The sequence below is a fragment of the Aquiflexum sp. TKW24L genome (assembly GCF_023502205.1).
Lineage (GTDB): Bacteria > Bacteroidota > Bacteroidia > Cytophagales > Cyclobacteriaceae > Cognataquiflexum.
Map to the genome: position 1 here is coordinate 55,300 of NZ_JAMFLG010000007.1, position 14,089 is coordinate 69,388.

A 14,089-nucleotide genomic window follows, 5' to 3' on the forward strand; every position below is an offset into this window, starting at 1 on the left:
TTATCATATGACTATCTGATTTAGAATAGTATAATTTGGTTTTTGCTTGGGTATTTTTATGTCATACAGAAGAAATAAACCCTTAGAGCCATGAAAAAGATACTTGTTCCTACCGATTTTTCAGACTGTGCCAAAAATGCTGAAAAATACGCCTTCTTCTTAGCCCAAAAAATTGACGCTGAGCTGGTTTTCCTCCATGTCATCAATACCCCTGTTGATTGGTCAAAATTAACAAAAGAGCAGGAAAACCTTTTCCCTGATGCCAAAGAGGAAATCGCCCAATCCAAACAAAAACTTAATGACTTGGTAAAACAGGCCGGAGCTCTAGGTATAAAGTCACGAAAAATACTCATTTTCAATAATTCCAATGAAAAAATCCACCGTTATGTTGAGGCTGAACACATAGACATGGTTGTAATGGGTTCGCATGGAGTCTACGGTTTCAAGGATTATATCCTTGGGACCAATACATACAGCATGTTGAGAAATTCTAAAGTCCCTGTCATTGTGGTCAAAAATCTTCCTGAAAAACTTAAACTCGAAAAATTGGTCCTTGCTACCAATTTTAAAGAGGAAACCGGTCCAACTTTTAAGATGGTGGAAAATCTCGCTGAAATCCTTCAGGTCAAACTCAAAGTAGTTTATATCAATACACCTACCTATTTTCTTGAAACAAACGACATATTAAATTTCGGAAAAGAATTTCTCAATGAATTTGCAATTTATGCGCATGAAATCAACATCATCGATTCATTCAAAGAAGAAAGAGGAATATTACAATTTGCAGAAAAAATAAATTCAGACGGCATAGCCATAATTACTTATGGAAAGTCTGATTTAAAACAATATTTCTCTCCTAGTATAACCGAAAATCTCATTGGACTTACCGAACTACCGGTAATAAGTATCAAAGCGGTCAAAAAGTAAAAAAGCAGGAGAATTTCTCCTGCCCTTTTTATGAAAACTAAACCAACTATTATTTAACTACCACAATTGAAACAAAAATAATACATAAATGTAATAATCAAAATTTTTTAAAGAAAAGCTCAGCAAAAACCTACTTTTTATTACTCACTTTGTACAAAATACCCAAAGCAAGGGCTTGGCTAAATTGAATGCCTTCTACCATATCAATATCGTATACATTGATACTCGTAAATGTGACATCGACATATCTGGTTATTTTGGCTATCAATGTAAAATCCAATCTGTGATCTATGGTGCGGAACTCCAAAGTTTCCAAATTGGCAAAAATTTGATATCGGGAATTTAAAGTCAGGTTTTCACTGAATTTCTTATTGTAGGTCATGAATATCTGGAAAGCAAGCCACTCTGCTCTCATTGTTTGACCTGCCGGGACACCATAATTAAGCGGAACAGTATTGATTAGTTCTGTGTCAGTCACAAATGTAAATCTTGGCGAGAAGGGTGCCAATCGTAATGCAAAGTCCTCGTTTGGCTTATACTCTAACCCGAAACCTGTAGTCAGAAAAGCAGGCGCAAAAAACCTTGAAATCAAAACCGGATCATCAGCAGTATAGTCAAATCCGTCTGTAAATTGGGTAATAAAGTTCAATGAAGTAAAATAACCCCACTTTTCATTGATTTTATATCCCACTTTTGAATCCATAAAAATTCTGTCATTAGATTTCCTCAGACCTTGGTCATCATTTTTTACAACCCCATAGATGAGTTCTAATTGGTTGTCCCAACTCCACTTTTCCTTGGCATAGTTGGCTTTGCCACTTAGAATTGATCCCAAAGCAAAAGAATTGACACCCCCTGCCTTCCAATTTCCTGAAAATGAAGCCTGATTTAGATTGAAACCTACACTTAATTCTTTATCCCAATAAGTGGTATCTTTTAAAGTATTTACTGCACTGTCGGACAGCTGTAATATATCTTGAGAAAATCCGATTTGGCTTAAAAAGGAAATTAAACAAATGGTAAATAGTTTTTTCATAATTATTGAGTTAAGTAAAATAAAAGCAAATTAAATAAGAAAATAAATAAGGTTATGGATATAACTAGTTGGATTTTAATGTAAATAAAAAAATTTCTCTTAAATATTTCTATGTACTTATATCCTTTTTTAGAATATTGGAGTTGAATATTTAGAGATAATCAACCTGAGTTGCCAAACAATGATAACCCAATATAAAAGAACCATATTATTACCTTTTTTGTACTTTATTCTGGTTTCCTGTAATTCCATTGAGATATTTAAGGAGAACACAGAATTCGCTCCTTACAAGGAGTATAAGAGTTTTGTAATAACAAATAAAGAACTCGGTCATAAGGGTTTCAGTGATGTCTATTTGGATGCCATAGTAGCAGATCACATCCAATCACAACTAGAAGATCAAGGTCTTATTTATGAAAGAGACAATCCGGAACTAGTCATCAGGTACACTTCAAATGAAGATTCAAGGCAAAAAGAAGTTTATAATAATCGGTACCCGATGTGGGGTGGCCGCGTATGGGATCCTTGGATGTATGATCCCCGATTTATGGACCAACAAAACCTTGTTTCCACAAAAAACTATCAACTGATGCAAATCATGGTAGACTTTATAGATCCAAAAAATGACAAAATTCTCATGCAGCTCACTGCAGTTTCAGAAGTCACCAGTCCAAAGGACAAGAAAAATAAAGCGATAAAATCTATTGAAAAAATCGTCCAGACTTACAATAGTCATGTTAAAATCCCCAGAAACTAAAGTACCATGAAAAACCAGCAAGAAAAATTTACTAGTCTGAAGGATTTTTATCCATATTATCTCGCTGAGCATCAAAATCCCACTAGCAGAAAGCTCCACTTTATTGGAACTGCTCTTTTGTTTTTCATTTTGGGAGCGGCCATTTACTTTTCTTTTTATTACCTGTTATTCGCTATTCCTGTTGTTGGATATGGCTTCGCATGGGTGGGTCATTTCTTCTTTGAAAAGAATAAACCCGCAACTTTCCAATATCCATTTTACAGTCTTGCATCAGACTTTTTACTGTTTTTTCATCTCCTATTTGGAAAAGAGCACTTTAATCCTCAAAAAATAAAAAATTAACATATTTTTTGTTCAGGGAATGTTGTAATTACGAACATTAGAAGTAATTTTGTAATAAGCATATTGTATTTCAGATTCAATATTTTGTATTATATGGTAAGAATAGTTCTCATAGACGATGATCCGATCAGTACATTTGTAACTGAAAAGTTGATCAGTAAAAATATAAAAGTCCCTCATAAGATTTTTAAGTTCCAGAGTGCAACCAAAGCGCTACAGGATATATATCTTATTGATCCAAATTACTTGTTTTTGGATCTTAATATGCCGGAAATGACCGGTTGGGATTTTCTTGAAGAATTCAGGACAGAGGGTATCAATCCCGAGATCTATATCCTGAGCAGTTCAGTGGATGAGAGAGACATTGTAAAAGCCACCAACTATGCCATTGTCAAAAAATATCTATCTAAACCTCTGGTAAAAAAATACATCAAAAATATATTCAATTAAATAGATCTTATTTTTTTAAAAAAATTACTTTTTGGTAAACCTGATAGGTTTTTTATAGTTAACTTTTTAAAAAAATTCCTTCCATGTCTACAAATTTTGAACTGATCGCTGCGATAAGAAGTACGATCAAAAAACTAAAAAAAGGATCTCCCTATCAATGGGGTCACATGGGTGCTTGCAATTGCGGTAACCTAGCCCAAGAACTTATCCACCTCACAAAAGAAGATATCCATAGATTTGCTATGGAAAAACACGGTGATTGGAATGACCAATTGTTAGACTATTGTCCGGAAAGTGGTTTTCCAATGGACTTGATGATAAGCAAAATGCTTGAAAAAGGGCTTAAAATCAGTGAACTCAGGCAACTTGAAAAACTATCTGACCCGAAAATTTTGAGTAATATTCCTCTCCCTAAGAGAAATCAAATGGAAAAAAATAACAGGGCAGATGTAATTCTTTATTTTGAAACTTGGTTGGAAATGCTAGAAAATCAGTGGATTGAAGAAGAAGGTAGTCTAGATGCCAGTTTGTTGCAAAAAAATAACCTTGATAAGGTATTTGCTTAAATATTTATTTTGATTTAATTAGCACCCGTCAATTCATTTGATATTTAAACCATTAACCTTATTAATACTATGGACGACTTTGAAGATGATTTAGAAGAAATCGAAGATTTCGAGGATGACGATGAGTTTGCTGAAGAATTTAAAGACGAGGTGTACGATCTTGAGGAAGACAGCGAACTGCTAGACGAGGATTTCGACGATTTGGAAGACGATGATTTCGATGATGATGATTTTGATGAGGAACTTGACGACGAAATTGATTGATAGAGCAAAAAAGCAGGAAGTTTCAATTTTATTCCTGCTTTTTTTTTAATTCAAATTTTGTCTAAAATCCATTGTACACTATCTTTCGAAAATAAGTCTCAAGAAACCTTTTACATATATGCTATTCCAAATATTCAGTTCCCCTATTGCATCCGGTGCACAATTATTTTTGCTGATTGTTTGCATCCTGATTGGACTAGGTGCAGGTCTTTCAGCCATTGATTTCAGAAGCACGAAGGCTCCGAAAGAAGTTAAAAGAAAATAAAAAGGGTCAATTTTTGACCCTTTTTATTTTCTCCTCATTTTTATTTTTTAATGGACATTACCCATCAATTTTCTGATCGGTTTGCTCAATAGCAATAATAACAACCCTGCTCCTACCGCGGTAAATACAATTATCATATACTGACCCGGCATCTGGGCAAGAGCTTCATCAGTACCTCCACTGGCTTCACCGGCAATCAAACCTGCGAATAAATTGCCAAGCGATACTGAAAGAAACCAGATCCCCATCATTTGACCTCCATATTTGGCCGGTGCTAATTTTGTAACCAAACTCAATCCGACAGGACTTAAGCTTAGCTCTCCGAAAGTGTGAAGCAAATAGGTGAAAATCAACCAAGTTGGTGCGGCCAAATTTCCTGAAGCGGCAATTTTAGCTGCAAAGTACATTACCAAAAATCCCATCCCCAGTAAAATTAATCCCATCGCAAACTTCAATGGTGAGCTTGGTTCAAGGTTTCTCCTTCCTAGCCAGACCCATAGTGCACCAAAAAACGGTGCGAAAATGATGATAAACATGGAATTTACAGATTGGAAATAGCCGGCAGGTATTTCCCATCCAAGAAAGTTCCTATCTGTAAACCTTTCTGCAAATAGATTCAAAGTAGAACCAGCCTGCTCAAATCCTGACCAAAACAGCGCAGAAAACAAAAACAGAATGGCAATTACGCCTACTTTATTTCGGTCATCTTGACTTAAACCGCCAAACAAAATGACATATCCCAGGTAAACAAAAGCCACAATTGCTATTATGGTCCCTGAAGCCCCCGCCAATGCCAAAACATTTATCGGTATTAGGCCCAAAAACAAAAGAGTCAATACAAACAAAACAAGGGATCCAATTATAAGAAGTATTCTGATTAACTTCTTTCTTTCTAATACATCCTTTTCTGTTGCAATTACGATCTCGTCACCATAACCCACCAAATTTGAGCTAGTCAATCTGTATTGAATCAAACCAAATACCATTCCTAAACCTGCCAAACCAAATCCTAAATGCCAATCATAGATCGCCAATGTACTGCATGCAATAGGAGCAATAAATGCCCCAAGATTGATCCCCATGTAAAAGATTGAAAAACCAGCATCTCTTTTTGAACTGCCCACAGGATAAAGCTGTCCTACGATCGAACTGATATTTGGCTTCAAAAGTCCTGTACCTATCACAATCAAAATCAATCCCATATAGAATGAGTTTGTATCCAATAAGGAAAGTGATTCCTTTACAACCGAATCTCCACCCACCAAATTAAAAAAACCAGGCAAAGCCATTGTAAAGTGACCCAATGCTATAATAATCCCCCCATACCAAACTGATTTTTTTAATCCAAAAAGCCTGTCCGCAAACCAACCTCCCGGCAGTGCAAGTAGGTAAACTCCCATTGTATAAAGGCCATAAATTGCCCCAGAAGTTTTGTCATCAAATCCCAAGCCTCCATCAATGATCGCAGTGGTCATAAACAATATCAAAAGTGCACGCATACCATAAAAACTGAAACGTTCCCACATCTCAGTAAAGAAAAGTGTCATCAATCCTTTTGGATGACCAAATATGGTTGGACCCGGATACAGATCAACCTGGACAGGACTTTGGTTATTCTCAAATTTATTTTCCAAAATTTCTAATTTGTTAAAGGTGATTACTTAATAAACATGAATGACAAATGAATTGCCCAAATTCTACTTTTCCTGATTCAAAACCAAATTTATATTCTAATTGAAAAACCCATTCATTTACCCCCTCTCCATGCCAAATAATCTGTTAGTTTGTAATTCTATCCATCTCAAAAAAATAATGCTCGTAATCGATTGTTTATCCAAAAAATGAGGGTTTTTTATTATTCTATGTTCCATTATTTATTTATATTTGAAACAGCAATCAATAATTCATAGAATTATTGAGGAAAAGAAACCGTTTTAGTCAATTGATTGTAACCAGAGAATAAACCCAACCCAAAGGAGTGCGTTGCACTCCTTTTTATTTTTTCAAAATAGAAATTTTGCCTCATATTATTTTCTATTTTTGCCAAAATAAAATTTATGAAAACAGCAGAAATACTTACTGAAAAAGGCCTAATGAAGGTGGAATTTTTTGAAAAAGATGCACCAAAGGCAGTTGATAACTTTATCGCACTTTCAAAAAAAGGATTTTACGATGGGTTGACTTTCCATAGGGTAATACCAAATTTCATGATTCAAGGAGGCTGCCCCAATGGAACGGGCACAGGTGGTCCCGGTTACAAAATCGACTGTGAGTTGACAGGTGATAACCAATACCATGACAGAGGCGTTCTTTCAATGGCACATGCAGGCAGAAACACAGGGGGTTCCCAGTTTTTTATCTGCCATAGCCGAGACAATACCAAGCACTTGGACAGAAACCACACCTGCTTTGGAAAAGTTGTAGATGGACTAGAAGTTATTGACGCGATCCGTCAAGGAGATAAAATTGAAAAAATTACCATTCTCGAAGATTAAGTACAAAGGCCTGAAGTGATTCAGGCCTTTCTTTTTTAGAATAAAGCTCCCGCTATGGTGGCTGTCATCAGACAGGCCAATGTTGCCGCCATCAACGCTCTCATTCCTAATTTTGATAAATTTCCCTGTTGGTTAGGAGCTATACTGCCTATCCCTCCAACCTGAATGGCAATAGAACTGAAGTTAGAAAAACCACATAATGCATAGGTCGCAATTACGATGGATTTGGAGGAAAGTGTACCTGCATTTTTCATGTCCGCCAAACTTAAATAAGCGACAAATTCATTGATCACGGTTTTTTGGCCTACAGAGATCCTACCTGTAAGGTTTGACTCCATTCAATGCCTATCACCCATGCAAATACCCTAAAAATCTGACCCAATATATATTCTAAGGAAAATCCGGAGAACTGACCATTGGTCGAAGATACAATGACCTCATTCAAGCCTGTATAATTTCCAATGAGCCCGGAAAGAATATAATTAAGGGCCGCAATCACAGCAATAAAAGCCAACAGCATTCCTCCTACATTCAGTGCCAATTTTAACCCCTCAGAAGCGCCAATAGACATGGCGTCAATCAGGTTGACGCCCATACTTTCCTCATTTACTTCCAGCTTACTATTGATGGCTTCGCGGTCTGTTTCCGGAATCATGATTTTGGACATGACGATGGCAGCAGGTGCGTTCATGATACTCGCACCCAAGAGATACGCAGCAAACTTTGTCTGTTCTGCAGGACTGTCACCACCCAAAAATGCTACATAACCAGCCAATACACCTCCCGCAATAGTCGCCATACCGCCTGTCATTAAACACATCAATTCTGATTTTGACATGGTAGGGATAAAAGGCCGTACCAAAAGAGGTGCTTCTGTTTGTCCCAAAAATATATTTCCTGCAGCTGAGAGACTCTCTGGTCCCGATAGCCTCATCGTTCGGGCCATGACCCAAGCTATCCCAAAGACCACTTTTTGTAAAATTCCTAGATAATAAAGTCCCGCAGACACTGTCGAAAAAAAGATAATGGTGGGTAAAACCTGAAATGCAAATATGAATCCAAAAGTATTAGTCGCTAAATCACCGAAAATAAATGTCGCACCATCAGCAGAAAAGCTCAAAAATTTAACAAAAGCACGGCTAACTAAAGCGAAAATCTGAGCTACTGTCTCAACCTTCGTAATCAAAAATCCAAATAATGCCTGAAGAGCAACCCCGATCCCTACAAGTCTCCAATCAACTCTTCTTTTATTAGATGAAAAAATAAACGCAACAGATAGCAAAACCAAAATACCTAACAAACCTCTAAAATAATCCATGCAATAGTTTAGATTAAATTTTATTCATTTATTCAAATTTTAAAGGGCGTGATGGTTTCAAAAAAATCCCCTCTCTCCAGAAAAAAGTAAACCTGGCTTTGACCAGGCTTACAACTCAGTTTCTCCTGTTTATTTCATCTCTTATTCTTGCTGCCTTTTCATAATCCTCGTTAATGATGGCTTTATCGAGCATTTGATTGAGCTTATCTAGGCTAAAATCCTTTAAGGAATCCGTGCTTCTTGGAGTAGTGGCAGAAGTCTTACCGGATTTGATCTGCTTTTGTGGATCTTTCTTTTCTTCCTCTTCATTGAATTCAATGGCCGCCTCGGACATGACCTTTGAAACACAATAGATCGGAGCATCAAATCTTACTGCAATTGCTATTGCATCCGAAGGCCTTGTATCTATTTCCACAGTTTTGGAGACATTTTTACATACTAATTTTGCATAAAACACCCCTTCTCGCATATCTGAAATTAAAATATGGTCAATGGAAAAGTTGAAGTTTGAAGAAAAAGATTTGAACAGGTCATGCGTCATAGGCCTATTTGGAATGATTTTCTCTATTTCAATGGCAATGGCCTGGGCTTCAAACATTCCGATAACTATAGGAAGTCTCCTACTCCCACCTATTTCTCCCATTACCAAAGTAAAAGAGCCTGACTGAGAGTGGTTTGATGATAATCCTAAAATTTCGAGTTCAATAGTTTGATCCACAGTTATTTATTTTTGGGCTTTAACGGCTTCAGTTAGTTTTGGAAGAATTTCAAATGCATCTCCGACAATGCCATAGTCTGCGGCTTTGAAGAACGGAGCTTCAGGATCTTTATTGATAACCACAATGTATTTTGATGAATTTACGCCCGCAAGATGTTGAATAGCACCCGAAATTCCAACAGCTATATATAAAGTCGGGGCAACTTTTACACCTGTCTGTCCCACGTGCTCATGATGTGGTCTCCAGCCAATGTCAGATACTGGTTTGGAACAACCTGTAGCAGCACCAAGTTCATGAGCCAATTCCTCTATCATTCCCCAATTCTCGGGACCCTTCATTCCTCTACCTCCAGAAACAACAATATCTGCCTCCGGAAGTAAAATTTCACCGGTAGCCTTATCTGTAGAAGTGATTTTTGTCGCGAAATTTTCTGGAGCTATATCAAGTAAAACTTCCTCAACTGCTGCACTACCACCGTCCGTTTTCAGATCTACAGCATTCTTTCTTACTGCCAGGATCTTATGCTCTGTATTTACCTGGGTTTCAGCAAAAGCCTTTCCTGTGTAAATACTTCTTTTCACTTTGTATCCGGAAGAGGTATCGGGAAGTTCCACAACATTAGAAACCAATCCGGCATCCAATTTTATAGCTAATCTAGAGGCCACAGCATCTCCCAAGGAGGATTTAGCCAAGACCAAAGTAGTAGCGTTTACTTTCTTATACACTTGAGCTACTGCCTCCGCATGTGCTTGAATGATCCCTTCTGTCAATTTTGAATCATTTACATGGAGGACTTTTGAAGCTCCTGCTGTTCCTGCTTTTGCCAATTCATCAGAGGAAATAGACCCTAATGCTACTGCAATAACATCTCCCGATGAAAGCTTTTCAGACAAAGCTTTGGCATAAGAAATGGCTTCTAAACTTGTTTTTTTTACGGAACCTTCCGCATGCTCTATATATACTAAAACTGACATATCAATTTGTTTTTCAGATGCTTATTAAATAATTATTAAAGTACTTTTGCTTCGTTTTTGAGCAATCTCACCAATTCACCCACATTGTCTTTGTCGACTAACTTTACCGCTCCTTTAGCTGGAGGCAATACAAAAGAAAAGACATCGGTGGCGACATTATCGGAAGTTGGTTCTACTACTACCAGCGGTTTTGTTCTTGCAGACATGATGCCTCTCATATTGGGGATTTTCCATTCTGCTATCGGTTCTTGGCATCCGGCAATCAATGGAAGAGTGGCTTCCACATCTTCTTTTCCTCCTTCTATTTCTCTTGCCATTTTTACTTTTTCACCTTCAATTTCTAACTTCATTACCGGAGAGACAGAAGGCAGACCAAGCAATTCCCCAACCATCCCATGAACCATCCCGCCATTAAAGTCTATGGACTCTCTGCCCATTAAGATCAGGTCATAATTATTTTGCCTCGCAATAGCGGCAATCTGTTTTGCTACAAACAAAGAATCTTTAGGAAATGAATTGACTCGGATGGCATCGTCTGCCCCAATCGCCAATGCTTTTCTCAAAGTTGGTTCAGTTTCAGCCTCACCGACATTCAAAACCGTTAAGCTGGCTCCCAACTGTTCTTTAAGCTCTACCGCCCTCGCCAAAGCATAATCATCATAAGGTCCAATGATGAACTGTACTCCGTTTTTATCAAACTTGGTATTATTATCTGTAAACTGGATTTTGGATGTAGTATCCGGTACGTGGGTAATGCAAACAAGAATTTTCATCTATAAATTTTTAGGTTATTTATTTTTAAATTGCGTGAATTTAGTAATTAGGCTATAATATAAAAAAGAATTCATGTCCAAAGTGGCACGTATTGCAATGTTAAAATCATTTGTCGAACAGGAACCTGAAAATCCTTTCAATTACTATGCCTTGGCTCTTGAACACCTTGACTTTGATTTAAATTCCGCCACTGATTATTTCAAAAAACTTTTGGAGGAATATCCCGAATACCTACCGACCTATTTTCATGCTGCTTCATTTTTTGCCGATCAAGGAGAAGTAACTTCTTCCAAAAATATTTATGAGAAGGGAATCCAATTGGCTGAATTTCAAAAAGATGAAAAAGCCATCAAGGAACTGAAAAACAGTTACCAAAATTTTTTATTCGAAAACGATCTTTATTAAGAAATTTTGATGACAATTTTGCCCATTTGCTTTCCTTCCTTCATTCTGTCGAAAGCTTGAACTGCACCTTCAAAATCAAAAACTCTGTCAATCAGTGGGACAATCTTATTTTCCTTGACAAAGTTTAGCATATTTTCAAAATCTGAATCATTTCCCATTGTGCTGCCTATCAGCTTGACCTGGTTCCAAAAGACTCTCCTGCTTTCAAATCCAGTTGAATTTCCTCTTGTAGCTCCATAAAAAACGATCCTCCCAGCTGGTTTTGTGACTTTAATGAGATTATTCAAAGTATCTCCCATGGCGCTGTCCATAATCAGGTCAAAGCCACCACATTCGGACATAGCCTTTTCAGTCCATTTTTCATTGGTGTAATTGAATCCACCGGAGCAACCTAACTCCAAGGCCTTCTGAATTTTATCATCATTGCTACTGCTTACGAATACTTTTGCTCCAAGACTTAAAGCAAACTGGACCCCAAATTGAGCCACTCCACCTCCAAAACCTGTAACCAATACTTGATCCTTGGCTTGGATATTTCCTTGCTGAAACAAAGCCCGATAAGCTGTCACTCCTCCCAAAGGTAGCGCTGCTGCTTCGTCCCAATCCAAATGGTCAGGCTTAGAATGTAATCTATTTGATTTCACTTGGACAAACTCCGCCAATGTACCATGCTCAGGCATGCCCATGATTTTGAATTCTTTTGACTGCACATCAGGGTTAGCTCCCCAATCGGATGCAGGATTGATGATCACTTCTTTTCCGATCCATTTTGGATCGACATCCTGACCAACCTCAACCACAATTCCTGAAGCATCCGAACCCAAAATAATTCCATCTTTCAGATTTGCATATTTTCCCTGACGGCACCATTCATCTCGGTGGTTTAGGGAAGCCGACTTAACCTCGATCCTAACTTCATCTGAAGGCAAAACAGGCAAAGAAATATCAACCGATTCAATGCCTTCAGCAAGTTTTCTATTGAGAACGATAGCCTTCATAAGGGAAGAAATAAGTTGATAAATGAAATTGAGTAATATGTGATCCGATTAAAACGGCGCAGGTTTGTTGCTTCCAAGTCCACCTGGAAAAGTATCATCCAAATCTCCACCATTGGCTTTGCTGGAAAGCCTGATGGTATTTCCTGATTCAAAAGCCTGTCCAGAAGATCCGCTTGGGAATTTGTGACCATAAAGCGGTTCTTGGGATTTGTAGGGAGTGTTCATTTCGAGGTCAGTAAACTTGGTGTATTTACCGATGAATCTCAGCTTGACAGTATCCAGGGAACCATTTCTGTGCTTGGCAATGATCACCTCTCCTACTCCGGCCGTGGAATTTCCATCCTCATCCTCGGTTATACCATAATATTCAGGTCGGTAAAGGAACATGACCATATCAGCATCTTGCTCGATGGCTCCTGATTCCCTCAAATCCGACAATTGAGGACGCTTGTCACCGCCTCTGGTTTCTACCGCTCTTGACAATTGGGAAAGGGCAATCACCGGCACACTCAATTCTTTGGCGATCTTCTTTAGAGCCCTTGAAATACTTGCAATTTCCTGTTCCCTGTTTCCTCCCATTCCACCATTCTTATTATCTCCTGACATCAGTTGAAGGTAATCAACTACTATCATCTGGATGTCATGTTGGGCTTTGAGTTTCCGGCATTTTGCCCTCAGTTCCAAAATCGAAAGTGCAGGAGTATCATCTACGAAAAGGGGGGCTTTGGAAAGTTTCCCAGTTTTGTGTACCAATTGCTCCCATTCATATTCTGCAAGGTTTCCTTTTTTGATCTTTTCAGAATCCAGTTCAGCCTCTGATGAAATCAGACGGTTGACTAACTGAATTGAAGACATCTCTAATGAAAATATCGCTACAGGTCGGTTATGATCAACAGCTGCATTTCTTAAAACTGATAATACAAAAGCTGTTTTTCCCATAGCGGGTCTTGCTGCGATGATGACCAAGTCGGATTTTTGCCATCCCGAGGTAACCCTATCCAAAGCAGTAAATCCACTTGGAACCCCAGTTAGGCCGTCTTTTTGGCCCTTTTTGGATTCCAGTTCTGTGATAGCTTCTTTGAGGATCGAGCGCATATCCGAATAGTTCTTTCGGATATTTTGTTCAGAAATCTGAAAAAGTGACTGCTCCATTTTATCTAACAACTCAAAAACATCCGTAGTGTCTTCGAAGGCTTCCCGCTGAACTTCCGAGGCAATGCTTATAATATCCCTTTTCATGGACTGCTCAGTGACAATCCTTGCGTGGTATTCAATATTGGCAGCAGAAGAAACCCTAGACGTTAATTCGGTGATGAAAAAAGCACCTCCAGCCATTTCCAATTGTCCTTTTTTACGAAGTTGGTTGGTAACGGTCAGTAAGTCGATCGGTTGACTATCTGAAAACAAATCCAGGATGGCAGAAAAAATTACTTTATGGGATTCTTTATAAAAACTTTCGGGTTTCAAAATATCCACGACAGCGGTCAAAGCATCCTTCTCCAACATCAATGCACCCAACACAGCCTCTTCCAAATCAGTAGCCTGTGGTGGTAATTTCCCCATGCCTGATGTAAGCCCCAAATCCGGTTTCCTTCTGTTGGTAATCCTATCTTTTCCTGTAGGTTTATTGTCTGCCATAGTAACAAAAGTAGCCCGTTTGGTGGTATATTTTTAAACAAGTTATACACCCTGTTATCAACAAAAATGCTAACCTTTAGATTATCAAATCCTTAAGATGTTAACGACTTGAGACTAGCTTAAATTATTTTTTTTCTCTTCTAATCAACTTTAATTCTGCA

16 protein-coding genes and 1 pseudogene are annotated in these 14,089 nt (G+C 38.0%); 9 read left to right on the plus strand and 8 right to left on the minus strand.

Features of this window, described 5'->3' with window-relative positions; genetic code table 11:
• The first annotated feature begins 90 nt into the window (after positions 1-90).
• Complete coding sequence (locus M3O96_RS06520; protein WP_249719522.1) at positions 91-927, plus strand: universal stress protein; 837 nt, start codon at positions 91-93, stop codon at positions 925-927.
• Between the two features lie 130 nt (positions 928-1,057).
• Here the strand turns inward: M3O96_RS06520 and M3O96_RS06525 are convergent, their stop codons facing one another.
• Entirely contained in the window at positions 1,058-1,963 is a 906-nt protein-coding gene (locus M3O96_RS06525; RefSeq protein WP_249719523.1) for a DUF3078 domain-containing protein, read from the minus strand.
• A gap of 181 nt (positions 1,964-2,144) precedes the next feature.
• Between M3O96_RS06525 and M3O96_RS06530 the strand changes: the two genes are divergently transcribed.
• The 6 genes from M3O96_RS06530 to M3O96_RS06555 all read left to right on the plus strand — a co-directional run bounded on the left by M3O96_RS06530 (position 2,145) and on the right by M3O96_RS06555 (position 4,607).
• Entirely contained in the window at positions 2,145-2,720 is a 576-nt protein-coding gene (locus tag M3O96_RS06530) for a DUF4136 domain-containing protein (RefSeq protein ID WP_249719524.1), read from the plus strand.
• 6 nt (positions 2,721-2,726) lie between these two features.
• Positions 2,727-3,062: an Mpo1-like protein gene (locus M3O96_RS06535; RefSeq protein ID WP_249719525.1), complete on the plus strand. Its 336-nt coding sequence runs from the start codon at positions 2,727-2,729 to the stop codon at positions 3,060-3,062.
• A gap of 93 nt (positions 3,063-3,155) precedes the next feature.
• The gene (locus M3O96_RS06540) at positions 3,156-3,512 is read left to right on the plus strand and encodes a response regulator (RefSeq protein ID WP_249719526.1); all 357 of its coding nucleotides are present in this window, start codon (positions 3,156-3,158) and stop codon (positions 3,510-3,512) included.
• 83 nt (positions 3,513-3,595) lie between these two features.
• Positions 3,596-4,078, plus strand: coding sequence for a hypothetical protein (locus tag M3O96_RS06545; RefSeq protein WP_249719527.1), 483 nt, complete (start codon positions 3,596-3,598; stop codon positions 4,076-4,078).
• A 69-nt stretch (positions 4,079-4,147) separates the two neighbouring features.
• Positions 4,148-4,342 (plus strand): hypothetical protein, encoded by a 195-nt coding sequence (locus M3O96_RS06550; protein WP_249719528.1) that lies wholly within the window; start codon positions 4,148-4,150, stop codon positions 4,340-4,342.
• A gap of 118 nt (positions 4,343-4,460) precedes the next feature.
• Positions 4,461-4,607 carry a hypothetical protein gene (locus tag M3O96_RS06555; protein WP_249719529.1) on the plus strand — a complete coding sequence of 49 codons (147 nt, stop codon included), beginning with the start codon at positions 4,461-4,463 and terminating at the stop codon, positions 4,605-4,607.
• 47 nt (positions 4,608-4,654) lie between these two features.
• Here the strand turns inward: M3O96_RS06555 and M3O96_RS06560 are convergent, their stop codons facing one another.
• Positions 4,655-6,154, minus strand: coding sequence for a peptide MFS transporter (locus M3O96_RS06560; RefSeq protein ID WP_249719652.1), 1,500 nt, complete (start codon positions 6,152-6,154; stop codon positions 4,655-4,657).
• A gap of 510 nt (positions 6,155-6,664) precedes the next feature.
• Between M3O96_RS06560 and M3O96_RS06565 the strand changes: the two genes are divergently transcribed.
• Positions 6,665-7,102 (plus strand): peptidylprolyl isomerase, encoded by a 438-nt coding sequence (locus M3O96_RS06565; RefSeq protein WP_249719530.1) that lies wholly within the window; start codon positions 6,665-6,667, stop codon positions 7,100-7,102.
• 35 nt (positions 7,103-7,137) lie between these two features.
• On the opposite strand, the pseudogene M3O96_RS06570 reads toward M3O96_RS06565, so the two are convergent.
• From M3O96_RS06570 to M3O96_RS06585, 4 genes and pseudogenes are all read right to left on the minus strand, one after another.
• Positions 7,138-8,420 (minus strand): annotated as a pseudogene (locus tag M3O96_RS06570) (NupC/NupG family nucleoside CNT transporter).
• Between the two features lie 115 nt (positions 8,421-8,535).
• Positions 8,536-9,138 (minus strand): bifunctional nuclease domain-containing protein, encoded by a 603-nt coding sequence (locus M3O96_RS06575; RefSeq protein ID WP_249719531.1) that lies wholly within the window; start codon positions 9,136-9,138, stop codon positions 8,536-8,538.
• A 6-nt stretch (positions 9,139-9,144) separates the two neighbouring features.
• Positions 9,145-10,113: an electron transfer flavoprotein subunit alpha/FixB family protein gene (locus tag M3O96_RS06580; RefSeq protein WP_249719532.1), complete on the minus strand. Its 969-nt coding sequence runs from the start codon at positions 10,111-10,113 to the stop codon at positions 9,145-9,147.
• A 35-nt stretch (positions 10,114-10,148) separates the two neighbouring features.
• A complete protein-coding gene (locus tag M3O96_RS06585) occupies positions 10,149-10,886 on the minus strand; it encodes an electron transfer flavoprotein subunit beta/FixA family protein (RefSeq protein ID WP_249719533.1) in 738 nt (245 codons plus the stop codon).
• 73 nt (positions 10,887-10,959) lie between these two features.
• Here M3O96_RS06585 and M3O96_RS06590 point away from each other — a divergent pair, with 73 nt between their 5' ends.
• The gene (locus tag M3O96_RS06590) at positions 10,960-11,292 is read left to right on the plus strand and encodes a tetratricopeptide repeat protein (protein ID WP_249719534.1); all 333 of its coding nucleotides are present in this window, start codon (positions 10,960-10,962) and stop codon (positions 11,290-11,292) included.
• Here M3O96_RS06590 and M3O96_RS06595 read toward each other — a convergent pair.
• Together M3O96_RS06595 and dnaB are read right to left on the minus strand one after the other, a co-directional pair.
• Positions 11,289-12,290: a quinone oxidoreductase family protein gene (locus M3O96_RS06595; RefSeq protein WP_249719535.1), complete on the minus strand. Its 1,002-nt coding sequence runs from the start codon at positions 12,288-12,290 to the stop codon at positions 11,289-11,291. The two genes, M3O96_RS06590 and M3O96_RS06595, sit on opposite strands and share 4 nt — an antisense overlap.
• 48 nt (positions 12,291-12,338) lie before the next feature.
• The gene (gene dnaB, locus M3O96_RS06600) at positions 12,339-13,928 is read right to left on the minus strand and encodes a replicative DNA helicase (protein WP_249719536.1); all 1,590 of its coding nucleotides are present in this window, start codon (positions 13,926-13,928) and stop codon (positions 12,339-12,341) included.
• Positions 13,929-14,089: the final 161 nt, after the last annotated feature.